At 69.5% G+C, this 23,853-nt stretch carries 22 protein-coding genes; 18 read left to right on the forward strand and 4 right to left on the reverse strand.

Annotation, left to right across the window (positions count from 1 at the left end; all coding sequences use genetic code 11):
* The first annotated feature begins 397 nt into the window (after positions 1 to 397).
* The 4 genes from K7G60_RS21150 to K7G60_RS21165 all read left to right on the forward strand — a co-directional run bounded on the left by K7G60_RS21150 (position 398) and on the right by K7G60_RS21165 (position 2,340).
* Positions 398 to 805, forward strand: a complete 408-nt coding sequence (locus tag K7G60_RS21150; RefSeq protein WP_225802496.1) for a hypothetical protein — start codon at positions 398 to 400, stop codon at positions 803 to 805.
* 131 nt (positions 806 to 936) lie between these two features.
* On the forward strand, positions 937 to 1,548 hold the full coding sequence (locus K7G60_RS21155; RefSeq protein WP_225802497.1) for a phage tail protein: 612 nt from the start codon (positions 937 to 939) through the stop codon (positions 1,546 to 1,548).
* Positions 1,549 to 1,636: 88 nt separating this feature from the next.
* Positions 1,637 to 1,927 (forward strand): hypothetical protein, encoded by a 291-nt coding sequence (locus K7G60_RS21160; protein ID WP_030687847.1) that lies wholly within the window; start codon positions 1,637 to 1,639, stop codon positions 1,925 to 1,927.
* A 113-nt stretch (positions 1,928 to 2,040) separates the two neighbouring features.
* Positions 2,041 to 2,340 carry a DUF5361 domain-containing protein gene (locus tag K7G60_RS21165; RefSeq protein ID WP_225802498.1) on the forward strand — a complete coding sequence of 100 codons (300 nt, stop codon included), beginning with the start codon at positions 2,041 to 2,043 and terminating at the stop codon, positions 2,338 to 2,340.
* A 29-nt stretch (positions 2,341 to 2,369) separates the two neighbouring features.
* On the opposite strand, the gene K7G60_RS21170 is transcribed toward K7G60_RS21165, so the two are convergent.
* Positions 2,370 to 3,173 (reverse strand): hypothetical protein, encoded by an 804-nt coding sequence (locus K7G60_RS21170; protein ID WP_225802499.1) that lies wholly within the window; start codon positions 3,171 to 3,173, stop codon positions 2,370 to 2,372.
* Positions 3,174 to 3,476: 303 nt separating this feature from the next.
* Here K7G60_RS21170 and K7G60_RS21175 point away from each other — a divergent pair, with 303 nt between their 5' ends.
* The 14 genes from K7G60_RS21175 to K7G60_RS21240 all read left to right on the forward strand — a co-directional run bounded on the left by K7G60_RS21175 (position 3,477) and on the right by K7G60_RS21240 (position 15,521).
* Positions 3,477 to 3,689, forward strand: coding sequence for a hypothetical protein (locus K7G60_RS21175; RefSeq protein WP_225802500.1), 213 nt, complete (start codon positions 3,477 to 3,479; stop codon positions 3,687 to 3,689).
* 97 nt (positions 3,690 to 3,786) lie between these two features.
* A complete protein-coding gene (locus K7G60_RS21180; protein WP_225802501.1) occupies positions 3,787 to 4,785 on the forward strand; it encodes a hypothetical protein in 999 nt (332 codons plus the stop codon).
* A 28-nt stretch (positions 4,786 to 4,813) separates the two neighbouring features.
* On the forward strand, positions 4,814 to 6,019 hold the full coding sequence (locus K7G60_RS21185; protein WP_225802502.1) for a phage tail protein: 1,206 nt from the start codon (positions 4,814 to 4,816) through the stop codon (positions 6,017 to 6,019).
* A complete protein-coding gene (locus tag K7G60_RS21190) occupies positions 6,016 to 7,263 on the forward strand; it encodes a tape-measure protein (protein WP_225802503.1) in 1,248 nt (415 codons plus the stop codon). Before K7G60_RS21185 ends, K7G60_RS21190 begins: the two co-directional genes overlap by 4 nt.
* A gap of 56 nt (positions 7,264 to 7,319) precedes the next feature.
* Positions 7,320 to 8,243 carry a phage tail domain-containing protein gene (locus tag K7G60_RS21195; RefSeq protein WP_225802504.1) on the forward strand — a complete coding sequence of 308 codons (924 nt, stop codon included), beginning with the start codon at positions 7,320 to 7,322 and terminating at the stop codon, positions 8,241 to 8,243.
* A gap of 52 nt (positions 8,244 to 8,295) precedes the next feature.
* The gene (locus K7G60_RS21200; protein ID WP_225802505.1) at positions 8,296 to 9,489 is read left to right on the forward strand and encodes a hypothetical protein; all 1,194 of its coding nucleotides are present in this window, start codon (positions 8,296 to 8,298) and stop codon (positions 9,487 to 9,489) included.
* A gap of 40 nt (positions 9,490 to 9,529) precedes the next feature.
* On the forward strand, positions 9,530 to 10,714 hold the full coding sequence (locus K7G60_RS21205; RefSeq protein WP_225802506.1) for a hypothetical protein: 1,185 nt from the start codon (positions 9,530 to 9,532) through the stop codon (positions 10,712 to 10,714).
* A gap of 38 nt (positions 10,715 to 10,752) precedes the next feature.
* Complete coding sequence (locus K7G60_RS21210) at positions 10,753 to 11,895, forward strand: hypothetical protein (RefSeq protein ID WP_225802507.1); 1,143 nt, start codon at positions 10,753 to 10,755, stop codon at positions 11,893 to 11,895.
* Positions 11,896 to 11,906: 11 nt separating this feature from the next.
* Positions 11,907 to 13,037, forward strand: coding sequence for a hypothetical protein (locus tag K7G60_RS21215; RefSeq protein ID WP_225802508.1), 1,131 nt, complete (start codon positions 11,907 to 11,909; stop codon positions 13,035 to 13,037).
* The gene (locus K7G60_RS21220) at positions 13,037 to 13,606 is read left to right on the forward strand and encodes a hypothetical protein (RefSeq protein ID WP_225802509.1); all 570 of its coding nucleotides are present in this window, start codon (positions 13,037 to 13,039) and stop codon (positions 13,604 to 13,606) included. The genes K7G60_RS21215 and K7G60_RS21220 overlap by 1 nt, the downstream gene beginning before the upstream one ends.
* 55 nt (positions 13,607 to 13,661) lie before the next feature.
* The gene (locus K7G60_RS21225) at positions 13,662 to 14,045 is read left to right on the forward strand and encodes an ATP-binding protein (protein WP_225802510.1); all 384 of its coding nucleotides are present in this window, start codon (positions 13,662 to 13,664) and stop codon (positions 14,043 to 14,045) included.
* A gap of 63 nt (positions 14,046 to 14,108) precedes the next feature.
* Entirely contained in the window at positions 14,109 to 15,020 is a 912-nt protein-coding gene (locus tag K7G60_RS21230) for a peptidoglycan-binding protein (protein WP_225802511.1), read from the forward strand.
* 17 nt (positions 15,021 to 15,037) lie between these two features.
* The gene (locus K7G60_RS21235) at positions 15,038 to 15,271 is read left to right on the forward strand and encodes a hypothetical protein (RefSeq protein WP_225802512.1); all 234 of its coding nucleotides are present in this window, start codon (positions 15,038 to 15,040) and stop codon (positions 15,269 to 15,271) included.
* Positions 15,258 to 15,521 carry a hypothetical protein gene (locus tag K7G60_RS21240; protein ID WP_225802513.1) on the forward strand — a complete coding sequence of 88 codons (264 nt, stop codon included), beginning with the start codon at positions 15,258 to 15,260 and terminating at the stop codon, positions 15,519 to 15,521. The genes K7G60_RS21235 and K7G60_RS21240 overlap by 14 nt, the downstream gene beginning before the upstream one ends.
* A 58-nt stretch (positions 15,522 to 15,579) precedes the next feature.
* Here the strand turns inward: K7G60_RS21240 and K7G60_RS21245 are convergent, their stop codons facing one another.
* The 3 genes from K7G60_RS21245 to rplL form a co-directional block, all read right to left on the reverse strand.
* On the reverse strand, positions 15,580 to 19,479 hold the full coding sequence (locus K7G60_RS21245; RefSeq protein WP_225802514.1) for a DNA-directed RNA polymerase subunit beta': 3,900 nt from the start codon (positions 19,477 to 19,479) through the stop codon (positions 15,580 to 15,582).
* A gap of 109 nt (positions 19,480 to 19,588) precedes the next feature.
* A complete protein-coding gene (gene rpoB, locus K7G60_RS21250; RefSeq protein ID WP_225802515.1) occupies positions 19,589 to 23,071 on the reverse strand; it encodes a DNA-directed RNA polymerase subunit beta in 3,483 nt (1,160 codons plus the stop codon).
* A 548-nt stretch (positions 23,072 to 23,619) separates the two neighbouring features.
* Positions 23,620 to 23,853 (reverse strand): 50S ribosomal protein L7/L12 (gene rplL / locus K7G60_RS21255; RefSeq protein WP_225802516.1); only part of this gene is annotated, 234 nt, incomplete at its 5' end.

Here is a 23,853-nt window from a genome sequence, read left to right on the forward strand (position 1 = left end):
GACCCTTCCGGCGGGCGCCCCGGAGGGTCGGGGCGGCCCCGGGCACCGCACGCCTCGGGGCGGGCCCGCACGGACCCGGGCCCGGCCGGGCGCCGCAGGTCCTGGTGGCCCCCCAGGCTCAGGTCAGGGGCCGCGGCGGCTCGGGGCCGGGCCCCGCACCGGCTTCGGGAGTCGGCGCCGCATTCGGCAGGGATCAGACCCCTCACTAGTTGCGTGCGCGCACGCTCTCTGTCACAGTTGGTGCAGCGGCGGAGCTGTGCCCGTGAGACGGGCCGCGGTCTCCGCCGTTCGCCGTCCGGGAGCGCTCCGCGCCCCCGCCCCCTTCCCCGCGTCGAGCGCCCCGGACGGCCACCCGCAGCACCCGTCCCGCCCCCCCCCTTCTCCGAGGAGAACCGTCATGACCACTCCCCCGAGTGCGTTCCCGGACGTCGAGAAGCTGGTCGTCGACGTCCTCAAGGCCGCCCCGGCGCTGGCCGGCGTCACGGTCGCCGCCCAGGCGCCGGCCGGCTTCGACGGCACGCAGAGCGCGGTCCTGGTGAACCGCCGCGGCGGCGCCTGGATCGGCGACCTGCACGTCGACAAGCCGCTGATCGAGTTCGAGGTGTACGGGCCGACCAAGACCGCGGCCCACGTCCTCGCCAACGCCGCCCGGCAGGCGCTGCTCGCCACCATCGGCAAGCAGCTCGGCGCCAACTTCGTCAGCGACGTCGAGGAGCAGGACGGACCGCGCTGGATGCCCGACTACCTCTACCGGGGCGCAAACCGCTACCTCTGCGTCATCCAGCTCTCCCTGAACGTCTTCTAGGCGCTCACCCTCCCCCGGCGTCCTCCCGACGCCCCCACAGACCAGGCCTCGCCGTCCGGCGGGGCCTTTGCCGTACCCGGACCCCGCGTCCGGTCACCGGCAGCCCTCACGAAACAAGGAGAAAACCCACCATGGCAGGAAACAACTCCGCCGAGATCCGCGTCGCAGGCATCGGCAAGCTCTACGTCGCCGACGCCGGCACCTCCCTCCCCGCCACCTTCGGCACGGACTCCGCCGCCGACTGGTCCGGCGCGGGCTGGAAGGACCTCGGCTTCACCTCGGGCGACGGCGTCACCTTCTCGAAGAAGGACAAGCTGGAGGCCATCGACTCGTGGCAGTCGGTCTCCCCGGTCCACTACATCTACTCGAGCCGTGACCTGTCCCTGAAGTTCTCGCTGCTCCAGTTCAACGAGGACACGCTGCCGTTCTTCATGGGCGGCGACGCGGTGAAGGCGGAGCCGACCCCGGCGGTCGACACCTACCGCTACGAGATCGCCGAGCGTCCGTACGCGGACGTGCGCGCCCTCGGCCTGGAGTTCACCGACGTCAAGGCCGGTGGCACGACCGCGGTGAAGTACCGCTTCATCATCCCGCGCGGCCAGGTCACCGCCACGGACGACATCAAGCTGGCCCGCAAGGCGGCTTCCCAGCTGGGCGTCACCTTCACGGCCATGTCGAAGGGCGACGGCAAGCCGCTGGCGACCTTCCTCATGAAGGACAGCCAGTACTCCGCGACCGTCTGATCCTTCTCCGCCCGGGGCGGGACGGCGCACCGCCGTCCCGCCCCACACCTCTCCTCTTCACCCACTCGAACAAGGAGTACGCGTCACCATGGCCCGTTTCGACGTCAACGCCGCCCGCGCCCAGCGACTGGAGGCCCACGGCCGCACCTGGTCCTTCGAGCTGGACGGCGAGTCCTACACGCTTCCCACCGAGCTCTCCCGCAAGACCGCGAAGGCGCTGCGGAAGCTCGACGACAACGACGTGGACGGTCTGCTCGAACTCCTGATGGGTGAGGAGCAGTACGTCCGCTTCGAGGAGCACGACCTCACGATGCAGGACATCGCCGCCATCCTGGAGGCCTACGGCAAGGAGACCGGGCTCGGCCTGGGGGAAGACTGAGCCTCGTCGAGTTCGTCGACGAACACGCCGAGGCCCTCGAAGCGGACCTGCTCCGCTACTACGCCACCGATCTCCTGGACTGGCACCGGGGCGAGCTCTCCAGCCGGCGGCTGATGGTCATGGTCAGGCACCTGCCGACGGACAGCGCGGTGCAGCGCGAGATCCACGGCGAGGCGGCGGAGTGGTCGCTCACGGACCATCTCCTCGCCGCCGCGGTGGACCACCTGGCCGTCGCCAACTGGATGTTCCAGTGCGTCAACACCGGCGAGGACGACGAGACCCCGGATCCGCCGAAGCCCGTCCCCCGGCCGGGCGACACGGACGAGGACGGGAAGGAGCAGGACGGGGGGTCCGCCCCGGAGGGCGCCGCCGAGGCGGTCTCCCCCTCGGCCCTCGCCCGCTTCTTCGGCTGACGCCCCTTCGCCCCCGGATCCCGCCGCCGTCAGGAGGCGGGATCCGGGGGCGCTTCCTGTGCTCGCTCGGCCAGCTCCTCCTCCAGGGTCCTGGCCCGTTCGGAGAGCCGGCGGCCGCGCCGGTCGGGGGTCCCCCCGGCCTGGCCGGGCACGCCGCCGATCGGCGGCACGATCGGGCGGCCGCCCTTGCCGCGGACGACCTTCCGCACCGGCTGGGCGTTCCTGCGGGGGCGGTTCTCCTGGGCGCTCACCCGCGCGTCCGCGTCGGGCTCGGGATCCGGGTCGGGCGCGGCTCCGTGTCCGGGGCCCGGTTCGCGGTCGGAGGCGCGCTCCTGTTCGGGTCCGTACCCGGGCAGGGGCGGTGGCGCGGGCTCCGGCTCGTACTCCGGCTCGGGGCGCTGTTCGAACAACTCGCGCTCCCGGCGGACGCGTTCCTCGGCCCTGACCACCGCGGCCGGGGGTTCCATGAGACGGGCGAAGGGCAGCGGGATGACGCGGGCCCCGTCCGGGTGGGCGGCGTCCGTGCGCCGCTGCGGGCGCCGTATTCCACGCGCGTCACCCTGGCCCTGCGCGTAGGCGTCGGCCACGCGCCGCTCGTACTCCCTGCGGATGCGGGGGAGTTCGTCGGAGACGGCCTCGGCCCAGCCGGCGGTGAACGCGGCGGTCTCGCGGCGGTCCACCTCGGCGCGGGGCAGCACGACGAGGTCCTCCGGGGCGTACCCGGCGACATGGACGAGTTCGGCGAGCCGTGCGAAGAGATGGGGCAGATCAGGGTGGGATTCGAGCCAGTCGGTGACCTGCTCGCGCCGGTTACCGCCCGGCTCCGTGTCCATGCGTCAGCACTGCCTTCCGACCCCCTGGGGTCCCCACGCGCCCCTCGCGCCCCCGGCCCCCCGAATGAGTCAGGTCCGGGGAACGCGCCTTCCAGAGTACCCCGGTCGAACAGAAGCTCTGTTCGAGGATCAACACCCACGGACAACCGGCAAGAAGACACGCCGTCAGACGTTTCCCGCTCGACAAATCCCGAACAGGTGCTTCAGACTCTGTTCGCACAGTAGTTCGATAACGTGGTGCCCCCGCCTCCCTCCGCGGCGCCGCCACGCAGGCACGGGCAAGTAACCGGAAGGCAGGCGTCCATGACTCAGCAGGCCGAGGCATCCCGACCGCACATCCCGCTCCAGGACCGCCTCCGCCAGCTCCTCGACGGACCCGTCGCCCTCGACAAGAGAGCGTTGCTCGGCACGCTGTGCGCCGAGGTCAGCCGCTACGAGACCCTCGCGTACGCGGCGGGCTGGAACGACGCCCTCGCGACGGTGCGCCACGGCTCCCGCCGGGACGCCGACGCCTAGCCCTCCGTACCGCCCCCACGCACGAGCCCCTGCCGAAGTTCCATGCCGGCGGGGGCTTTTCGGCGCTTGGCCGTCACCGGCCGGAAGCGGAGCAACCATGGCAGAAGTAACGAACGAGGAACTCTCGATCCAGATCGCCGGCCTCGGCCACAAACTCCGGATCGTGGACGGGGGCTGGCTGCCCTCGACCAACTGGCTCCGAGAGCACCTGATCGTCCCGGACTTCAAGACGAAGTTCGAGGAGATGTACCAGGAACTCCACAAGGAGAAGTCGTCCGAGCTCCTGGAAGCCTTCGGGCTCGACGGCCTCGGCGCCGCTGTCGAGAAGTTCCACGAGGGCCACGAGGCCAAGGTGGAGTACCTCTTGGCAGCGGTCTCGGGCATCGCCGTCCCGATGATCATCGGCGGCCTGGTCATCGCCTTCCGGAGGATCATCCTCGAGGGCTTCCGGGCGGTGCAGATCGCCCTCACCGGCAAGGCCTTCGTCCTCAACGAGAACCAGAACGGATTCGAGCGCCTCACCAGGGACCAGATCCGGGAACGGGAGGCCAACGCAGGCGGCGGAATCGCCTCGATCCCACGGGACGCGAACTTCGACGCCCTGCGCGGGCAGCTAGAGGCGATCAATCCGCACCTGAGGGAGTTCAACACCCAGGCCGGCCCGTTCAAAACCGCGTTCCGCCAGATGCCGAAGGCCTCCGCGATGGTCAAGACGGCCGACGGCATCACCAGGATCAAGAACGCCATCACCGGTGCGGTCCCCACCGACATCACCGCCCTCGCCAAGGCACTCGGCAAGCTCACCGGCGCCGTGAAGCACCACGACCCGAAGAAGATGCCGGACCCTCGCAAGATCGAGAAGCTCAACCTGGCCATGGCCGACGCCGACCCCGACAAGATCACGGCTGTCGCCAAGGCGACGGGCAAGCTCGCGAGCGCCCAGCGGCACTTCGACCCCAAGAAGCTCCCCAAGGCCCGCGGTCTGGAGTCGGCGGCCAGGGCCGCCGAGCGGCTCGCGGACGCGGGCCGGGACGTGGCCCAGGCCTTCAACACCCTCAAGATCAAGGCCCAGGAGGCCGCTCAGGTCATGGCCTGAGCCCCGTTCCCCCGAAAGGAGGTAAACCATGTCTCTCACCAGCTCCATGAAGAAGGCGTCCGACTCCCTGCGCAACCTCAAGACGCAGGCCACCGGCGCCGCGGCCTCGGTCAAGAAGGTCGGTGACGCCGGCGGTTCGGCGAACGGCCAGCTCAAGAACCTCAAGACCAACGCCCAGGGCTCCGGCACCCAGCTCAAGAACCTCAAGACCGCCTCGGACCAGGCCGAGAAGTCGATGACGAAGGCCGGCAGGACCGCCGAGTCGGCCGGCACGAAGTTGGGCAAGTACGAGTCCGGCGCCGGCAAGGCCGCCAAGGGCCAGGACAAGCTCAACAAGTCCATGAAGGGCAACTTCCTCGCCCGCCTGATCGAACTCTTCATGCCTCTCATCGAGAAGATCGTCGAAATGGCGATGCAGTCGAAGACGATGCAGAAGGTCCTGAAGAAGGCCTTCGACGGCATCAAGACCGTGATCAGCGCGGTCATGAAGGCCGTCGGCCCGATCATGAAGAAGGCCGGCGACCTGATCAAGACGGTCTGGAACGGCATCAAGAAGGCCGTCTCCACCGTCGTCAAGGCCGTCGCCACCGTCATCAAGACCTACGTGAAGATCTGGAAGACGGTCATCACCACGGTCATGAAGGCGATCAAGACGGTCGTCGGCGCCGTCTGGAACGGCATCAAGGCCGTCATCACCCCGGTGGTGAACTGGATCAAGACCGCGATCCCCAACGCCTTCAAGGCCGTCAAGGACAAGATGTCCTCCATCTGGAACGGCCTCAAGGACATCGCGTCCCGGGCGTTCAACGGCATCAAGAGCGGTGTGTCCGGCCCGATCAACGCCGTCATCGGCCTGATCAACCGCATGATCCGCGCCGTCAACGGCGTCAAGGTCAGCGTCCCCGGCTGGGTGCCGGTCGTCGGCGGCAAGACCTTCGGCGTCAACATCCCCACCATCCCCATGCTCGCCGCCGGCGGCGTCGTCATGCCCCGCAGCGGCGGCGTCCCGGCGATCCTCGCCGAGGCCGGCGAGGCCGAGGCCGTCCTCCCGCTGTCCAAGCTGGACCGGCTGCTCGCCCTCACCGCCCGGCGCGCCCGCATGACCGCGCAGCTGCAGGCGGGCAAGGGCGGCGGCGGTGCCGGGCTGCACATCGAGCACTACCACGCGGCCCGCAACAGCGACCCGCAGTCCACGGCGGACGCGCTGATGTACCTGGCGAAGGCGCGCGGATGAGCGCCGTCGCCGCCTTCCCGAACCCGTTCACCGGTGCCCTGCCGGTGATGACCTCCCTCAAGCGGGGGCTCGGCCAGGCGGGCGACGGACTGAAGCGGCTCAGGGAGGACGCCCGGCGCGCGGCCGGCGGCGTGGACAGGTTCACCGCCGGTCTGCGCACCGCCGGCACCTCCGTGCGCGGCCTCGGAACCGGCGCGTCCGGCGCCGCGGACTCCTTCCGCCGGATCCAGCGGTCCAGAGCCGCCACCGGCCTGACGAAGATCGGCACCGCGGCGGGCAAGGCGCGAGCGGTCGCCGGGAGGCTCGGCCCCGCCGTCGGCGGCATCCTCTCCGTCCTGGCCCCGTTGCTGCCCATCACCGACACCATCACCAAGCTGATGGACACCTACGGCACGGTCATGACCGTCGCGTCCGTCGCCATGACGGGCGTCAACCTCGCCATGCGGGCCAACCCGATCGGCTTCCTCGTCGGCATCCTCGTCCCCGTCGCCGCCTGGTTCATCGAGTACGCGATGCAGACCGAGACCGGCCAGAAGATCATGAGGCAGGTCTTCCAGGCGGCCCTGAAGGGCTTCCAGTCCGTCTGGAAGTTCCTTCAGCCGGTCATCAAGCTCATCGGCCAGGCCGTCGGGACCTACTTCAAGGCGTACCTCACCCTGTTCACGACGGCACTGAGGCTCATCGGCTCCGGCATCAGCGGCATCTCCCGGGTCCGCACAGCCGTCACCTCCGCCTCCAACGCCCTGCGCGGCATCGCCTCGCGGACGATCGGCGGCATCAAGAACGCCGTCAAGCCGGTCCTGTCCTTCATCACCGACAAGATCCCGGGCTTCTTCCGGCACGCGAAGGACGCCGTCGCCAAGGCCCTGCGCGGCATGGGCGACCTGGTCAAGGGCGCCCTCAGTGCCGTGCTCGGCGTCGTCAAAGGCCCCATCAACGGCCTCATCGCCTTCGCCAACTGGATCATCGACGGGCTCAACAAGCTGAGCTTCAGCATCCTCGGCAAGAAGTTCGGCGTCGACATCGACAAGATCCCGATGCTCGCCGAGGGCGGTGTCGTCTTCCCCGGTGCCGACAGCGCGCCGCGCATCGACCCGCTCACCGTCCTGGAACACCGGCGCGTCCCGGCCCTCACCGAGGCTCCCCGGCGGCCCCACCGCATCGCGGAGTTCCACGAGGAGCCGGGCGCCGGCCCGCGGTCGACCGCCGAGGACCTGCTCTTCCTCGTCGCCGCCCACGGCTGAAGCCCCCTCCGACCCCAGAAAGCCCGACAGCCCCTCAGAAGTGAGGTGACGGCCCCATGGCCGAGACCACAACCACATACGCCGGAAGCAGCCTCACCGCCGACCTCGCGCCCGGCTCGCTGATCACCCAGGACGGGCAGATCCAGTGGGCCGGGCTTCTCATCGGCCCCGGCACGCCGTTCAACGTCGACCGGTCCGGTCTCCAGGGCTGGGAGGACCTGCCGGAGTACGACTCCTCCGACGCCGACCGGCCCACCTCGCACGGCGCCTGGCCCGGCTCCCGGTACGCCAAGCCGCGCAAGATCAGCGGCACGGTCGTGCTGATGCCGGAGTACAACGGCGCGACGGAGGCCCTCCGCGCCCTGCGCCAGTCGCTGGCCCTGCTCGACGAGGAGCGCTGGCTCACCGTCCGGCTGCACGGCGAACTCCTCGCCGTGCGCGCCCGGATCGCCCAGCGCGTGGTCCCCGCGGACCAGGGCTTCGCCACCCAGGGCAGCTCGAAGATGTCGATCCAGTGGCTCGCCTCCGACCCGCGCCGCTACTCCGTCAACGAGCAGACCGCCTCCACCACTCCCCCGCAGCCGGAGACCGGCCTGACCTGGCCGCTGACCTGGCCGCTCGACTGGGGACAGGCCAAGTCCACCGGTGACGCCGTCGCCGAGAACACCGGCTCCGCCGCCACGCACCCGGTGATCGTCTTCCGCGGCCCCTGCTCGATGCCGACCGTCACCGAGCGGGTCTCCAAGCGCCGGCTGCGGTACGCGATCGACCTGGCCCCCGGCGACGAGCTCGTCGTCGACACCGCCAACGGCACGGTGATGCTCAACAACACCGCCTCCCGCCGCCACACCGCGATGGCCGACTCCAGCCCGGAGGAGCTGTTCCTCCTCGAACCGGGCCGCACGGAGCTGTCGTTCCGGCCCGACGCGGCCACCCCAGAGGCCCTGATGACGGTCCGCTGGCGCAGCGCCGAGTGGTGACGCCCGCCTGGGCGCCGAACCCCTTCCCGCCCCGCACAGAAGAGGTGAACCCATGACCGTACGGGCCGCCTGGCTCCAGTCCACCGGCCAGACCCGCGAGGACACCCGGCTCGCCCTGGCCGCGCTCCTCACGCCCAACGGGCAGAGCGCGGCGGAGACCCCGCTGCGCTCGCGGCCCGGCATCGTGCCCGGCGGCCTGGTGCTGACCGGCACGTCCGCGATGCAGTGCTCGATCGGCACCGGCCGGGCCGTGGTCCAGGGCGCCGACACCGCCCAGGGCGCGTACATGATCGCGGTGACCGCCCCCGAGACGCTGACCATCCCGGACGGCGACCCGCAGTACGGCCGGATCGACCTGATCGAACTGGCCGTGCTCGACGACGCGTACGACCGCAGCGGCGCCACCCAGGCCGTGATCCGGCTGGTCAAGGGCACCCCGGCGGCCACCCCGGCGGCGCCCGGCTCGGGCCCCGGCAGCGCCTTCCCGCTCTACACCGTCTCGGTGCCGGCCGGCACCTCGGCCGGCACCGGCGGCGTCCTGTGGACCGCGCCGGGCGTCGTCACGACCCTGCACTACCCGATGACCGCCCTCGGCGGCATCATCCCGACCAGCGGCTTCAAGGGCGCCTACGTCGGGCAGTACCGGGACGTCGCGGGCCAGCTCCAGCGCTGGGACGGCACGACCTGGGTCTCGTACGCGAAGCCGATCGGCGGCATCGCCCCGCACGGGACGATGACGACCGGCTCCTACACCGGCCAGTACCGCGACAACGCCGGCGTCCTGCAGCGCTGGGACGGCGCGGCGTGGCAGTACGCCGAGGGCAGGGCGGCCGTCCTGTTCAGCGTCTCGCAGACGTCGATGCAGAGCGTGCCGGCCGGCACCTGGACGCCGATCACCCTCCAGGGCGTCGACATCGACGACTTCACCGGCTGGAACGGCACGGACAGCTTCGTCGTCCCGCGCACCGGCTGGTGGCGGGTCTCCGGCCACGTCGCCTGGACCGGCGACTCCACCTCCGGCGTGCGCGGCGCCCGCATCCACCTCGGCGGCGTCGGCGTCCCCCGGATGACCTGGCTGACGCAGGCGTCCACCGGCGCCGTCACCGTCGGCGGGCAGGGCCTGATCAAGCTCACCGCGGGCAACGTCCTGCAGCTCGCCGGCTACCACAACCACACGGCTGCCATCCGCACCCTCGGCGGCTCGGGCTACTACAGCAACCTGTCCGCCCAGTGGATCAGGTCCTGACGCCCCCGCCCCCACCGCACCTCCCCGATAGGAGAAATCCGTGAACCTGCGCAGCAGTTGGGTCGCCGAGACCGGCCAGACCCGCGAGGACACCCGCCTCAACCAGGTCGGCGCGACCACCATGGTCAACCCCGTCCAGGTCCGCTCCGGCATCCTGCCGGGCTCCTACAGCGGCCAGTTCCGGCTGTCCGGCTTCTGGATGGACAAGGCCTCCGCGATGACGGCGACCGTCTCGGAGGGCCGGGCCGTCATCCAGGGCGACATCTCCCAGGGCGTCTACCCGGTGGCCCTGCCGGCCTCCGAGCAGATCACCTTCGCCGCGGGCGACGCCCAGTACGGCCGGATCGACCTGGTCGTCCTGAAGATCTACGACAACCTCTACGACGGCTCCACCCGCAACGAGGCGAAGATCGAGATCATCCAGGGCGTGCCGGGCCAGGCCCCCAAGGCGCCGGCGACCCCCGCGCGCAGCCTCGCGCTGTACGAGGTGACGGTCCCGGCCGGCGCCAGCGCGGGCAACGGCGGCATCCCGTGGAACACCTCCCTGAAGGACCTGCGCACGCCGGTCGTCGCCCTCGGCGGCATCCTCCCGGTCGAGGGCCCGGTCCTGCCGGGCGCCTTCCCCGGCCAGTACCAGGACACCGCCAACAACCAGTTCCAGCGCTGGGACGGCGGCAAGTGGGTCGCCTACCCGGAGGCGGTCGGCGGCATCGTCCCCAGCTCCGCGTCCACCCTGCAGGGCAGCTACACCGGCCAGTACCGGGACGGCGGGGACGGCCGGCTCGAACGCTGGAACGGGTCGGCATGGACGCCCGCCGTCCCGGGGCCGTACTTCACCGACTCGCTCGTCTCCGGTTACACCACCTCGACGACCTGGGTGAACACACTGACCAACCGCGGCGTGGTGTCCCTCAGCTTCGTCGCCCCGGCCTCGCGGCAGGCCCTCCTCAGCTACGGCTCGCGGATCCAGCTGGTCGGCACCGGTTCCGGCGTGGGCTTCATGGGCGTGAAGGTCACCCAGGGCTCGACCGTCCACTCCGACGTGAACGACTCGAACGCGGTGGTCGCCGCCTCCCCCGCGAACATCTCCGTCGCCACCACGCAGCGCCTCCAGAACCTCACGGCGGGCGCCACGTACACCGTCACCGCCTACTACCGGGGCACCAACACCGCTCTGCAGACCTGGTTCAACAACACCTTCCTCCAGGTCACCCCCCAGCACTGAGACGGCCGCGCCCGCCGCCCCACGACAGGAGTCCACCCATGCCCGTACGTTCCGGATGGCTGACGCCCACCGGGCAGACCCGCCAGAACACCCGCATCACCCACATCGGGGCCACCACCCCCGTCAACCCGCTCGGCGTCCGGTCCGGCATCCTGCCCGGCACGTACGACGGCAAGTACCGGGTCGGCGGCCTGTGGATGAGCTCCACCGGCCCGATGACGGCCACCGTCTACCACGGCAAGGCCGTCATCCAGGGCGGCAACACCGACGGCGCCTACCCGGTCGCCCTCGACGAGGACATCACCATCACCTTCGCCGACGGCGACCCGCTCAACGACCGCATCGACCTCGTCGTGGTCCGCGTCTACGACAACGACGTGGACGCCCTCGGCAAGTACGAGGCCGGCATCGAGATCGTCAAGGGCACCCCGGCGGCCGTCCCGGTCGCCCCGGCCGCCCCCGCCCGCTCCCTGACCCTGTTCACGGTGAAGGTCAAGAAGGGCGCCTCGGCCGGCACCGGCGGCATCGACTGGGCGGGCGGCGCCTCCACCGACCTGCGCACCACGACCGTCTCCTCCGGCGGCATCCTGCCCGTCTACAACAACGCCGGCGTGCCCGGCGCCTATCCGGGCCAGTACCAGGACAACGACAACGCCCACTTCCTCCAGCGCTGGGACGGCACCGCCTGGGTCGCCTACCCCAAGGAGATCGGCGGCATCGCGCCCAGCGGCACGATCACCACCGGCAGCTACACCGGCCAGTACCGGGACTACAACGGCGGCCAGCTCCAGCGCTGGAACGGCAGCGCCTGGGTGGCCTACCAGCCGCCGGTCGAGGTCGAGACGACCAGCTCCGGTGCCGTCGCCCTCACCAACTGGTCGCTGGTGTCGTTCTCCGCCCGCAAGACCAAGGGCGGCCTGTGCAGCATCACCGTCACCGTCACCCGCAGCGGCGCCCAGGTCAATGTCGACAGCGCGGGCAACATGCCCGACGAGCCGCTGTGCACCATCCCGGCCGGCTGGCGTCCGGCCATGGACTTCGAGGCCACGGCCTGCGACGGCTTCGGCGACGGCGGCGCCAACATCTACACCAACGGCCAGATCAACCTGCGGACCTGGTCCTCCAGCGGCGCCCTCGTCCCCGGGCGGAACATCCGCGTCTCCGCCACCTACGTCCTGTAAGGGGGTCCTCGATGGCAATCGACACGCCCTACCGGGCGATCTTCTGCGACCTGCTCACCGACCAGACGCTGGACATCCTCCCCCTGCGGGACGTCTCGTTCGACGACTACATCGGCAAGGCGGGCTCGCTCTCCGGCACGATCCCCATCCCCGACAAGGCCATCGCCGACCGCGTCAAGAAGGTCCGGGAGGGCCGCACCTCGGTCTACCTGGAGCGCGGCGGCGACCTGTGGTGGGGCGGCATCGTCTGGACCAGCACCCTGCAGTCCAGCGGCCGCGGGGTGCTGACCCTCGGCATCCAGGCCGCCACCTTCGACTCGTACGCCGGGCGCCGCCGCATCCGCACGGACATCACGTACGACACCCCCACCGACCAGGTGGAGATCGCCCGCCGGCTCTGGCGCGAGCTCGACGTCCAGACCTATCCCGACGCCCCCGAGGGCGAGGAACCCCGCCGTCTCGGGATCACGTTCGGCGACGAGGTCCCCAAGTTCAAGAAGACGGCCTCCTGGCGCAAGGGCGACGAGACGGTCTACCTGGAGGCGCTCGACCAGCTCGCCGCCACGGAGAACGGCTTCGAGCACCAGATCATGGTCTACCGCGACCCGGTCACCGGGCGGCGGATCCGACAGCTCCGCCTCGGCGAACCCAAGATCGTCACCGGCGCGACCGACCTGGTCTTCGACCGGCCCGGCGTCATCCTGTCGTACTCCTTCCCGTACGACGCGACCCGCGGCGGCACCACCGCCCTGGCCCGCGGCGCCTCCACCAACGCCAACGCGGCCGCCGAGTCCCGGCCGATCTTCTCCGCCCAGCAGTACGCCAGCGACCTGCTCGTGGAAGGCTGGCCGCTGATCGACCTGTCCTCGGACCACAACGAGATCACCGACCCGCTCGCACTCGACTCGGTGGCCGCCACCGAGCTCGCGCAGGCGCGCGGCGCCGTGGTGATCCCCTCGATCAGCATCCACCTCGGCGGGATCGTCCCGCCGGCGCTCCTCGGCCGCGTCGCCCGCATCCGGATCACCGACGAGTGGTACTCCCAGGGCCTCGACGCCCGCTACCGCATCATCGGCACCAAGATCACCCCGCCGGAGCGCGGCCGTCCCGACACCGCCGAGCTCTACCTCGAGGAGGCCTGATGCCCCAGCTGCCCGAGGACATCATCGACCGGCTCAACCAGATGGAACGCCGGCTCAAGGCCCTGTCCACGGCCGTCAACACCCGTCCCGCCGTCAACGAGTTCCGGCCGACGCCGTCCGAGAGCGTCACCATCACCCGGCCGCTGTTCCGGATCTTCGACGGCTACAACCACGAGATCTTCGCGGACGACATCATGACCGGCGGTCTCGCCCGGCCCTGGCTGCAGCTGATGCCGCCGCTGGCCACCGACCCCGCCAAGTGGCCCTCCACCACCGCCGCCGCCTTCACGACCATCGCCCGCTGCTCCAACCCCGTCTGGCAGCCGAAGATGCGGCTCGCCATCAGCACGGCCGCGTCCAGCGGCGGCACCGGCCAGGTGCGGGTCCTCGTCGACAACGTCCCGTTCGGCCCCACGGTCACCGCCGGCACCACCTACGACTACATCGGACTGCTGCCCGGCGACATGAAGACCCGGTTCGGCCAGACGATGAACATCGAGATCCAGGCCCTGGCCTCCGCCGGCACGGTCTACGCCCAGCCCGTCCTCATCCACGGCGCCCAGACCTGACGCGCCCGCCCCGGAGCACGAGGCCGAAGAGCACCAGGACCACGAGGAGCACCCCATGAACATCGACCCCACCCAGCCGTGGGGCGTGGCCATCGACTACGCCGGCCGCGCCACCGTCACCGAGAACGGCCACACCCTCTCCGTACGCGTCTACGACAACAGCCTGGGCCACACCGTCCAGCGCGACCCGGTCACCGGCCAGTACCCGTCGGTGTACGTCACCGCCGAGCTCGCCGAGAAGGGCGCGGGCGACACCGTCCTGCGCGGCTCCGGCCTGGTCATCGTGGACGCGCGCGACGGCGCCCCGGCCGTCCCCGACCCGACCGCCGCCCAGCGGGCGGTGACCGCCGCGCTCGCCGACTTCGAGACCCGCCGGTCCGCGTACGCCGACCTGTGCGCCACCTGGGCGGCCCCGCCGGCCCCGGAGCCCGCCCCGTAAGCCCGTACGGAAAAACCGCAGGCCCGCCGGACGCGGGCCTTTCTCATGTCCGGAGGACACCAGATGGCCACTCCCCTCACCGCGGACCGGTTCGTCGCCGCGCTCCGCGCCGAAGGCGTCACCGTCGTCGAACACCCCGGCTGGCGCACCCACAACCGCAACCACGTCGGCGCCTGGGGCCCGGTCACCGGCGTGATCATCCACCACACCGTCTCCGCCGGCACCGCCAACACCGTCGAGATGTGCTTCGACGGGTACGAAGGGCTGCCGGGCCCGCTCTGCCACGGCGTCATCGCCAAGGACGGCAGCGTCCACCTCGTCGGCAACGGCCGGGCCAACCACGCCGGCGGCGGCGACCCCTCCGTCCTCCGGGCCGTGAACAGCGAGACGTACGGAGACCGGCCGCCCGCCCCGCGCGAGCACCAGGGCAGCTCCGGCGCCGTCGACGGCAACTCCCGCTTCTACGGCTTCGAGTGCGTCAACCTCGGCGACGGCCGCGACCCCTGGCCGCCCGCCCAGCTCGACGCGATCGAACGGGTCTCCGCCGCCCTGTGCCGGGCCCACGGCTGGGGCGCCCGCTCCGTCATCGGCCACAAGGAGTGGTCGGACTGGAAGGACGACCCCCGGGGCTTCGCCATGCCGACGATGCGCGACCGGATCCAGGCCCGCCTGAACAAGGCCCCGGCCAGGCCCGCCCCCGGCGCCGGGAAGCCTGCCGCCCCCCGCCTCCAGCCCTTCCCGGGCACCTCGTTCTTCCGCCGGGAGACGAGCTCCCCGATCATCACGGCCATGGGCCGCCGCCTCGTCGCCGAGGGCTGCTCCGCGTACACCGTCGGCCCGAGCCCCCGCTGGGGCGAGGCCGACCGGCTCAGCTACGCGAAGTGGCAGCACAAGCTCGGCTTCCGCGGCTCCGACGCCGACGGCATCCCGGGCGCCACGTCATGGAACGCGCTGAAGGTCCCGTACACGAAGTAACCGCAAGGAGCACAGTGATGTCCGATGCCGCCAAGCGCACGGCCCGTACCGTCCTCCAGTCCGCCGTCGGCATCGCCGTCGTGCTCCCCGCCGTCGTCGACGCCTCCGGCATCCCCGCGACCCTCCCCTGGGTCGCCGGGGCGCTGGCCGTCGCCGGCGGGCTGGCCCGGGTGATGGCCCTCGACGTGGTGCAGAACCTGCTGCCGTCCTGGCTGCGCAGCACCCCGGGCGGTGCCGATGACCGAGCCTGACCCGAACGACCCCGTCGCCGTCGCCCTCGAACTGGAGCGGCTCCGCGGCACCCTGGAGGCCGGCTTCGCCCGCGTCGACGGCTCGCTCGCGCTGCTCGTGCAGCGCAGCGACCAGACCGACAAGCAGCTCGCCGACCACGAGGCCCGCCTCGACGAACTGGAACGGGCCCGCTGGCCGCTGGCCAGCATCGCGGCGCTGACCGCGAGCGCCGGGGTCCTCGTCGCGCTCTGGGAGGTCGCGGTCCGCTGAGCACGCCGAAGGGCGGCCCCCCCCTCGCGGGGGTGACCGCCCTTCGGTCACGCACTACTTACTGGTTGTACGGACCGTAGTCGTAGTCCTCCAGCGGAACGGCCTGGCCGGAGCCCGAGCCGAACGGCGAGTAGTCGATGTCGTCGTAGCCGACGGCCGAGTACATCGCGGCCTTGGCCTCCTCGGTCGGCTCGACCCGGATGTTGCGGTAGCGGGACAGACCCGTACCGGCCGGGATGAGCTTACCGATGATGACGTTCTCCTTGAGGCCGATGAGGCTGTCGGACTTGGCGTTGATCGCCGCGTCCGTCAGGACTCGGGTCGTCTCCTGGAAGGAGGCGGCCGACAGCCAGGACTCCGTCGCCAGCGAGGCCTTGGTGATACCCATCAGCTGCGGACGGCCGGAGGCGGGGTGACCGCCCTCGGTGACCACACGACGGTTCTCCTGCTCGAACTTCGAGCGCTCGACCAGCTCGCCCGGGAGGAGCTCCGCGTCGCCGGACTCGATGATCGTCACGCGGCGCAGCATCTGCCGGATGATGATCTCGATGTGCTTGTCGTGGATCGACACGCCCTGCGAGTTGTAGACCTTCTGGACTTCGCCGACCAGGTGGACCTGGACCGCACGCTGACCGAGGATGCGCAGCACGTCGTGCGGGTTGGTGGCACCCACGGTGAGCTTCTGGCCGACCTCGACGTGGTCGCCCTCGCCCACGAGCAGACGGGCACGCTTCGAGATCGGGTAGGCCGTCTCGTCGGTGCCGTCGTCCGGGGTGACGACGATCTTCTTGGTCTTCTCGGTCTCCTCGATGCGGACGCGACCGGCCGCCTCGGAGATCGGGGCGACACCCTTGGGCTGGCGCGCCTCGAAGAGCTCGACGACACGGGGCAGACCCTGGGTGATGTCGTCACCGGCCACACCACCGGTGTGGAAGGTACGCATCGTCAGCTGGGTACCGGGCTCACCGATGGACTGGGCGGCGATGATGCCGACCGCCTCACCGATGTCGACCAGCTTGCCGGTGGCGAGCGAACGGCCGTAGCAGAACGCACAGGTGCCGACGGCGGACTCACAGGTCAGGACCGAACGGGTCTTGACCTCCTCGACGCCCGCGTTGACCAGGGCGTCGATGAGCACGTCACCCAGGTCGACGTTGGCCGGCGCGATGACCTTGCCGTCGACGACGACGTCCTCGGCGAGCATCCGCGCGTACACGGAGGTCTCGACGTCGTCCGTCTTCCGCAGGACACCGGCCTCATCCTTGGCCGCGATCCGCAGCTTCAGACCGCGCTCGGTGCCACAGTCCTCCTCGCGGATGATCACGTCCTGCGAGACGTCCACCAGACGACGGGTCAGGTAACCCGAGTCGGCGGTACGCAGGGCGGTGTCGGCGAGACCCTTACGGGCACCGTGCGTCGAGATGAAGTACTCGAGGACGGAGAGACCCTCACGGAAGGACGCCTTGATGGGACGCGGGATGGTCTCGTTCTTCGCGTTCGACACCAGACCACGCATACCGGCGATCTGCCGCATCTGCATCATGTTTCCTCGGGCACCCGAGTCAACCATCATGAAGATGGGGTTCGTCTTGGGGAAGTTCGCGTTCATCGCCTCGGCGACCTCGTTGGTCGCCTTGGTCCAGATCGCGATGAGCTCCTGCGTGCGCTCTTCCTTGGTGATCAGACCGCGCTCGTACTGCTTCTGGACCTTCTCGTCCTGCGCCTCGTAGCCCTTGACGATCTCCTTCTTCGCCTCGGGAACGACGACGTCGGAGATGGCCACGGTGACGCCGGAACGGGTCGCCCAGTAGAAGCCCGCCGCCTTCAGGTTGTCGAGCGTCGCCGCCACGATGACCTTGGGGTAGCGCTCGGCGAGGTCGTTGACGATCTCGGAGAGCTGCTTCTTGCCGACGGAGTAGTCGACGAACGGGTAGTCCTCGGGCAGCAGCTCGTTGAAGAGCGCGCGGCCCAGCGAGGTCTTCAGACGGAACGAGTCACCCTGCTGCCACTCCGGCTCGCCCTCCTCGGCGACCGGGGGGACCCAGCCACGGGGAGCGACGGTGCCGACCGGGAAGCGGATCTCGATCTGCGACTGCAGCGCGAGCTCGCCGGCGTCGAACGCCATGATCGCCTCGGCCGTGGAGCCGAACGCGCGGCCCTCGCCCTTGGTGTCACGGAGATCGCCGTCGGTGGTGAGGAAGAACAGACCGAGGACCATGTCCTGGGTCGGCATCGTCACCGGACGGCCGTCGGCGGGCTTGAGGATGTTGTTCGAGGACAGCATCAGGATGCGGGCCTCGGCCTGCGCCTCCGCGGAGAGCGGCAGGTGGACGGCCATCTGGTCACCGTCGAAGTCCGCGTTGAACGCGGTGCAGACGAGCGGGTGGATCTGGATGGCCTTGCCCTCGACCAGCTGCGGCTCGAAGGCCTGGATGCCGAGGCGGTGCAGCGTGGGCGCACGGTTCAGCAGGACCGGGTGCTCGGCGATGACCTCTTCGAGGACGTCGTACACGACCGTGCGGCCGCGCTCGACCATCCGCTTGGCCGACTTGATGTTCTGCGCGTGGTTCAGGTCGACCAGGCGCTTCATCACGAACGGCTTGAAGAGCTCCAGCGCCATGGCCTTGGGCAGACCGCACTGGTGCAGCTTGAGCTGCGGGCCGACGACGATGACGGAACGCGCGGAGTAGTCCACACGCTTGCCGAGCAGGTTCTGACGGAATCGACCCTGCTTGCCCTTCAGCATGTCGCTGAGGGACTTCAGCGGACGGTTGCCGGGGCCCGTGACCGGGCGGCCACGACGGCCGTTGTCGAAGAGGGCGTCGACCGCCTCCTGGAGCATCCGCTTCTCGTTGTTCACGATGATCTCGGGGGCACCGAGGTCGAGCAGACGCTTCAGACGGTTGTTGCGGTTGATCACACGGCGGTACAGGTCGTTCAGGTCGGAGGTCGCGAAGCGGCCACCGTCCAGCTGCACCATCGGACGCAGGTCCGGCGGGATGACCGGGACGCAGTCGAGGACCATGCCCTTGGGGCTGTTCGCCGTCTGCAGGAACGCGGAGACGACCTTGAGGCGCTTGAGCGCACGGGTCTTCTTCTGGCCCTTGCCGGTACGGATGATCTCGCGGAGGCGCTCGGCCTCCTCCTCCAGGTCGAAGGACTCCAGGCGCTTCTGCAGCGCCGCGGCACCCATCGAGCCGTCGAAGTACGTGCCGAAGCGGTCACGCAGCTCGCGGTAGAGGAGCTCGTCGCCCTCCAGGTCCTGGACCTTGAGGTTCTTGAAGCGCGACCAGACCTCGTCCAGACGGTCGATCTCGCGCTGCGCGCGGTCGCGCAGCTGCTTCATCTCGCGCTCGGCACCCTCGCGCACCTTGCGGCGCACGTCGGCCTTGGCGCCCTCGGCCTCCAGCTCGGCGAGGTCGTTCTCGAGCTTCTTGGCGCGGGCCTCCAGGTCGGAGTCGCGACGGTTCTCGATCTGCTGACGCTCGACGGAGACGTGCGCCTCCAGGGAGGGCAGGTCACGCGTACGGCGCTCGTCGTCGACGTACGTGATCATGTACGCCGCGAAGTAGATGACCTTCTCCAGGTCCTTCGGGGCGAGGTCGAGCAGGTAGCCGAGGCGCGACGGAACGCCCTTGAAGTACCAGATGTGCGTGACGGGGGCGGCCAGCTCGATGTGGCCCATCCGCTCACGGCGCACCTTGGCGCGGGTGACCTCGACGCCACACCGCTCACAGATGATGCCCTTGAAGCGGACGCGCTTGTACTTGCCGCAGTAGCACTCCCAGTCCCGGGTCGGACCGAAGATCTTCTCGCAGAAGAGTCCGTCCTTCTCGGGCTTCAGGGTGCGGTAGTTGATGGTCTCCGGCTTCTTGACCTCGCCGTGGCTCCACTGACGGATGTCGTCAGCGGTGGCCAGACCGATCCGGAGCTCGTCGAAGAAGTTGACGTCGAGCACTATGCGTCAATCCCTCTCAGGGTTGTAAGGCTGTGGGTCTGATACGGGGGTCCTGGGGCCGGCGGGGGGACTCGGCGGTGTTTCACCGAGTCCCCGCGCCGGACTCCCGTCAGACCTCTTCGACGCTGCTCGGCTCGCGCCGGGACAGGTCGATGCCGAGCTCCTCCGCTGCGCGGAAGACGTCCTCGTCGGTGTCGCGCATCTCGATGGACATGCCGTCCGAGGACAGCACCTCCACGTTGAGGCACAGGGACTGCATCTCCTTGATGAGGACCTTGAAGGACTCGGGGATGCCGGGCTCAGGGATGTTCTCGCCCTTGACGATGGCCTCGTAGACCTTCACGCGGCCGGTCACGTCGTCGGACTTGATCGTCAGCAGCTCCTGGAGGGCGTACGCGGCGCCGTAAGCCTCCAGCGCCCACACCTCCATCTCACCGAAGCGCTGACCACCGAACTGGGCCTTACCACCCAGCGGCTGCTGGGTGATCATCGAGTACGGGCCGGTCGAGCGGGCGTGCAGCTTGTCGTCGACCAGGTGGTGGAGCTTGAGGATGTACATGTACCCGACGGAGATCGGGTCCGGGAACGGCTCGCCGGAGCGGCCGTCGAACAGCCTCGCCTTGCCGGACGGGAGCACCATGCGCTCGCCGTCGCGGTTCGGGATGGTGTGCTGGAGCAGGCCCGCGAGCTCGTCCTCACGCGCACCGTCGAAGACCGGGGTCGCGACGTTGGTGCCGGGGGCGACCTGGTCGGCGCCGATCGCCTGGAGGCGCTGCGCCCACTCGTCCGCGAGACCGGAGACGTCCCAGCCGCGGCTGGCGAGCCAGCCGAGGTGGATCTCCAGGACCTGTCCCGGGTTCATTCGGGACGGGACACCCAGCGGGTTGAGGATGATGTCGACCGGGGTGCCGTCCTCGAGGAACGGCATGTCCTCGATCGGGAGGATCTTCGAGATGACACCCTTGTTGCCGTGACGGCCGGCGAGCTTGTCACCATCGGTGATCTTGCGCTTCTGGGCGACGTAGACGCGGACCAGCTGGTTCACGCCCGGGGGAAGCTCGTCGCCCTCCTCGCGGTCGAAGACGCGAACGCCGATGATCTTGCCGATCTCGCCGTGCGGCACCTTCAGCGAGGTGTCACGGACCTCACGGGCCTTCTCACCGAAGATCGCGCGGAGCAGGCGCTCCTCCGGGGTCAGCTCGGTCTCACCCTTCGGGGTGACCTTGCCGACCAGGATGTCGCCGGCGACGACCTCGGCACCGATGCGGATGATGCCGCGCTCGTCGAGGTCCGCGAGGACCTCCTCGGAGACGTTCGGGATGTCCCGGGTGATCTCCTCGGGGCCGAGCTTGGTGTCACGGGCGTCGACCTCGTGCTCCTCGATGTGGATCGAGGAGAGGACGTCGTCCTGCACGAGGCGCTGCGACAGGATGATCGCGTCCTCGTAGTTGTGGCCCTCCCACGGCATGAACGCCACGAGGAGGTTCTTGCCGAGCGCCATCTCGCCGTCTTCGGTGGCAGGACCGTCGGCGAGGACCTGGCCCTCGATGACGCGCTGCCCCTCGTCCACGACGACCTTCTGGTTCACAGAGGTGCCCTGGTTGGAGCGGGAGAACTTGTGCAGGCGGTACGTGATGTACGTGCCGTCGTCGTTGGCGACCGTGATGTAGTCGGCCGACAGCTCCTGGACGACACCGTCCTTCTCGGCCTTGAGCACGTCGCCGGCGTCGGTGGCGCAGCGGTACTCCATGCCGGTGCCGACGAGCGGGGCCTCCGACTTAATCAGCGGGACGGCCTGACGCATCATGTTCGCGCCCATGAGGGCACGGTTGGCGTCGTCGTGCTCGAGGAACGGGATCATGGCGGTCGCGACCGACACCATCTGGCGCGGCGAGACGTCCATGTAGTCCACGTCCGACGGCTCGACGTAGTCGACCTCGCCGCCACGCTTGCGGACCAGGACGCGGTTCTCGGAGAAGCGGAGCTCGTCGTCGAGCGCGGCGTTGGCCTGCGCGATGACGAACCGGTCCTCCTCGTCGGCGGTGACGTAGTCGACCTCGTCGGTGACCCGGCCGTCGACGACCTTGCGGTACGGCGTCTCGATGAAGCCGAACGCGTTGACGCGGCCGTACGAGGCGAGCGAACCGATCAGACCGATGTTCGGGCCTTCGGGGGTCTCGATCGGGCACATGCGTCCGTAGTGGGACGGGTGCACGTCTCGGACCTCGAAGCCGGCCCGCTCACGGGAGAGACCACCCGGGCCGAGCGCGGACAGACGACGCTTGTGCGTCAGCCCGGACAGCGGGTTGTTCTGGTCCATGAACTGCGACAGCTGGCTGGTGCCGAAGAACTCCTTGATGGAGGCGACGACCGGCCGGATGTTGATCAGGGTCTGCGGCGTGATCGCCTCGACGTCCTGGGTCGTCATGCGCTCGCGGACGACGCGCTCCATACGAGCCAGACCCGTGCGGACCTGGTTCTGGATGAGCTCGCCGACGTTGCGCAGACGACGGTTGCCGAAGTGGTCGATGTCGTCGGTCTCGACGACGATCTCGTTGCCGTTCTCGCCGATCGTCTCGGTCTCGCCCGCGTGGAGCTTCACCAGGTACTTGATCGTGGCGATGATGTCGTCGGTGGTGAGGACACCGGCGTCCAGCGGCTCGTCGGCGCCGAGCTTCTTGTTCACCTTGTAGCGGCCGACCTTCGCGAGGTCGTAGCGCTTCGGGTTGAAGTAGAGGTTCTCGAGCAGCGTCTGAGCGGCCTCACGGGTCGGCGGCTCGCCCGGACGGAGCTTGCGGTAGATGTCAAGGAGCGCGTCGTCCTGGCCCTGGGTGTGGTCCTTCTCCAGGGTGGCGCGCATCGACTCGTACTCGCCGAACTCCTGCAGGATCTGCTCGGTGGTCCAGCCGAGGGCCTTCAGGAGCACGGTGACGGACTGCTTGCGCTTGCGGTCGATGCGGACACCGACCAGGTCGCGCTTGTCGATCTCCATCTCCAGCCAGGCACCCCGGGACGGGATGATCTTGGCGGAGAAGATGTCCTTGTCGGACGTCTTGTCGATGGAGGAGTCGAAGTAGACACCGGGGGAACGGACCAGCTGCGACACCACGACACGCTCGGTGCCGTTGATGACGAAGGTGCCCTTGTTCGTCATGAGCGGGAAGTCGCCCATGAAGACCGTCTGGGACTTGATCTCGCCGGTCTCGTTGTTGGTGAACTCGGCCGTGACGAAGAGCGGGGCGCCGTACGTGAAGTCACGGTCCTTGCACTCGTCGATCGAGTTCTTCGGCGGCTCGAAGCGGTGGTCGCGGAAGGTCAGCGACATCGACCCGGAGAAGTCCTCGATCGGGGAGATCTCCTCGAAGATCTCCTCCAGACCGGACTTCGTGGGGACGTCCTGTCCCGACTCAAGGGCAGCCTCGACGCGAGCCTTCCAGGCGGCGTTGCCGAGCAGCCAGTCAAAGCTCTCGGTCTGCAGCGCGAGGAGGTTCGGAACCTCGAGGGGCTCCTTGATCTTTGCAAAGGAGATGCGCAGCGGGGCGGTGCTTGCGCCGTTGTTCGTATTGGTCGAGGCGTTGCGCGAGGCGGCCAAGAGGGGGTCCTTCCGAGGGCTCGGACTCACTACGCGCGTACCGGTCCCCAGCAACACTTCACGGCAGACTTTTCCTGAGATGACCAAAAGGCCAGGTCAGACGGGGTCGGTCCACGAAGTTGATGCGAAGGTATGCCCCTGGTGACGGGCAGGGGGCAGCTAACAGGCAGCGCAAAGGGTCAGTGTAGCCACTTGGCTCACTGATGTCCAGGGCGACTTCTTCGCGACCCTCGTTGCTCTCATCTCCGCGGTACCTCGCGCCGTGCGGCGCACCTCGATACTGCCCGTTCCGCCGTCGATCCATGCCTCGGAAACGGATCGTTGTGACGACGCGTCCTGAGAATTGCGCGCTGCGTGCGGTTCGTCAAGACCCGCCGGCCTGCGGGGCGCACGGCGAAGATCACCATACTCCGCTTCCGGCGGCCCGCAGGACCCCCGCCACGCCCGTTCCCGGGAACGCCGAGAGGCGACCACCCAGATGGATGATCGCCTCTCGGTGCCTCCGCGTTACACGGGGGCAGGAGTCAGCTCAGCGAGCCGAAACGGTCTTACTTGACCGTGACGGAGGCGCCGGCGGCCTTGAGGGACTCGGCGGCCTTCTCGGCGACGTCCTTCGCGACCTTCTCGAGGACCGGCTTCGGGGTGCCGTCGACGAGGTCCTTGGCCTCCTTGAGGCCCAGGGAGGTGAGCTCGCGCACGACCTTGATGACCTGGATCTTCTTGTCGCCGGCACCCTCGAGGATGACGTCGAACTCGTCCTGCTCCTCGGCGGCGGCGGCGTC

The organism is Streptomyces sp. NK15101, assembly GCF_020400725.1.
Lineage (GTDB): Bacteria > Actinomycetota > Actinomycetes > Streptomycetales > Streptomycetaceae > Streptomyces.

Excerpts from the sequence above, each read along its gene's own strand:
- K7G60_RS21230 (WP_225802511.1), top strand. The coding sequence starts at position 14,109 with ATGGCCACTCCCCTCACCGCGGACCGGTTCGTCGCCGCGCTCCGCGCC.
- K7G60_RS21185 (WP_225802502.1), top strand. The coding sequence starts at position 4,814 with ATGTCTCTCACCAGCTCCATGAAGAAGGCGTCCGACTCCCTGCGCAAC.
- K7G60_RS21215 (WP_225802508.1), top strand. The coding sequence starts at position 11,907 with ATGGCAATCGACACGCCCTACCGGGCGATCTTCTGCGACCTGCTCACC.
- K7G60_RS21170 (WP_225802499.1), bottom strand. The coding sequence starts at position 3,173 with ATGGACACGGAGCCGGGCGGTAACCGGCGCGAGCAGGTCACCGACTGG.
- K7G60_RS21235 (WP_225802512.1), top strand. The coding sequence starts at position 15,038 with ATGTCCGATGCCGCCAAGCGCACGGCCCGTACCGTCCTCCAGTCCGCC.
- K7G60_RS21180 (WP_225802501.1), top strand. The coding sequence starts at position 3,787 with ATGGCAGAAGTAACGAACGAGGAACTCTCGATCCAGATCGCCGGCCTC.
- K7G60_RS21220 (WP_225802509.1), top strand. The coding sequence starts at position 13,037 with ATGCCCCAGCTGCCCGAGGACATCATCGACCGGCTCAACCAGATGGAA.
- K7G60_RS21190 (WP_225802503.1), top strand. The coding sequence starts at position 6,016 with ATGAGCGCCGTCGCCGCCTTCCCGAACCCGTTCACCGGTGCCCTGCCG.
- K7G60_RS21150 (WP_225802496.1), top strand. The coding sequence starts at position 398 with ATGACCACTCCCCCGAGTGCGTTCCCGGACGTCGAGAAGCTGGTCGTC.
- K7G60_RS21165 (WP_225802498.1), top strand. The coding sequence starts at position 2,041 with ATGGTCATGGTCAGGCACCTGCCGACGGACAGCGCGGTGCAGCGCGAG.
- K7G60_RS21175 (WP_225802500.1), top strand. The coding sequence starts at position 3,477 with ATGACTCAGCAGGCCGAGGCATCCCGACCGCACATCCCGCTCCAGGAC.
- K7G60_RS21225 (WP_225802510.1), top strand. The coding sequence starts at position 13,662 with ATGAACATCGACCCCACCCAGCCGTGGGGCGTGGCCATCGACTACGCC.
- K7G60_RS21195 (WP_225802504.1), top strand. The coding sequence starts at position 7,320 with ATGGCCGAGACCACAACCACATACGCCGGAAGCAGCCTCACCGCCGAC.
- K7G60_RS21160 (WP_030687847.1), top strand. The coding sequence starts at position 1,637 with ATGGCCCGTTTCGACGTCAACGCCGCCCGCGCCCAGCGACTGGAGGCC.
- K7G60_RS21200 (WP_225802505.1), top strand. The coding sequence starts at position 8,296 with ATGACCGTACGGGCCGCCTGGCTCCAGTCCACCGGCCAGACCCGCGAG.
- K7G60_RS21210 (WP_225802507.1), top strand. The coding sequence starts at position 10,753 with ATGCCCGTACGTTCCGGATGGCTGACGCCCACCGGGCAGACCCGCCAG.
- K7G60_RS21155 (WP_225802497.1), top strand. The coding sequence starts at position 937 with ATGGCAGGAAACAACTCCGCCGAGATCCGCGTCGCAGGCATCGGCAAG.
- K7G60_RS21240 (WP_225802513.1), top strand. The coding sequence starts at position 15,258 with ATGACCGAGCCTGACCCGAACGACCCCGTCGCCGTCGCCCTCGAACTG.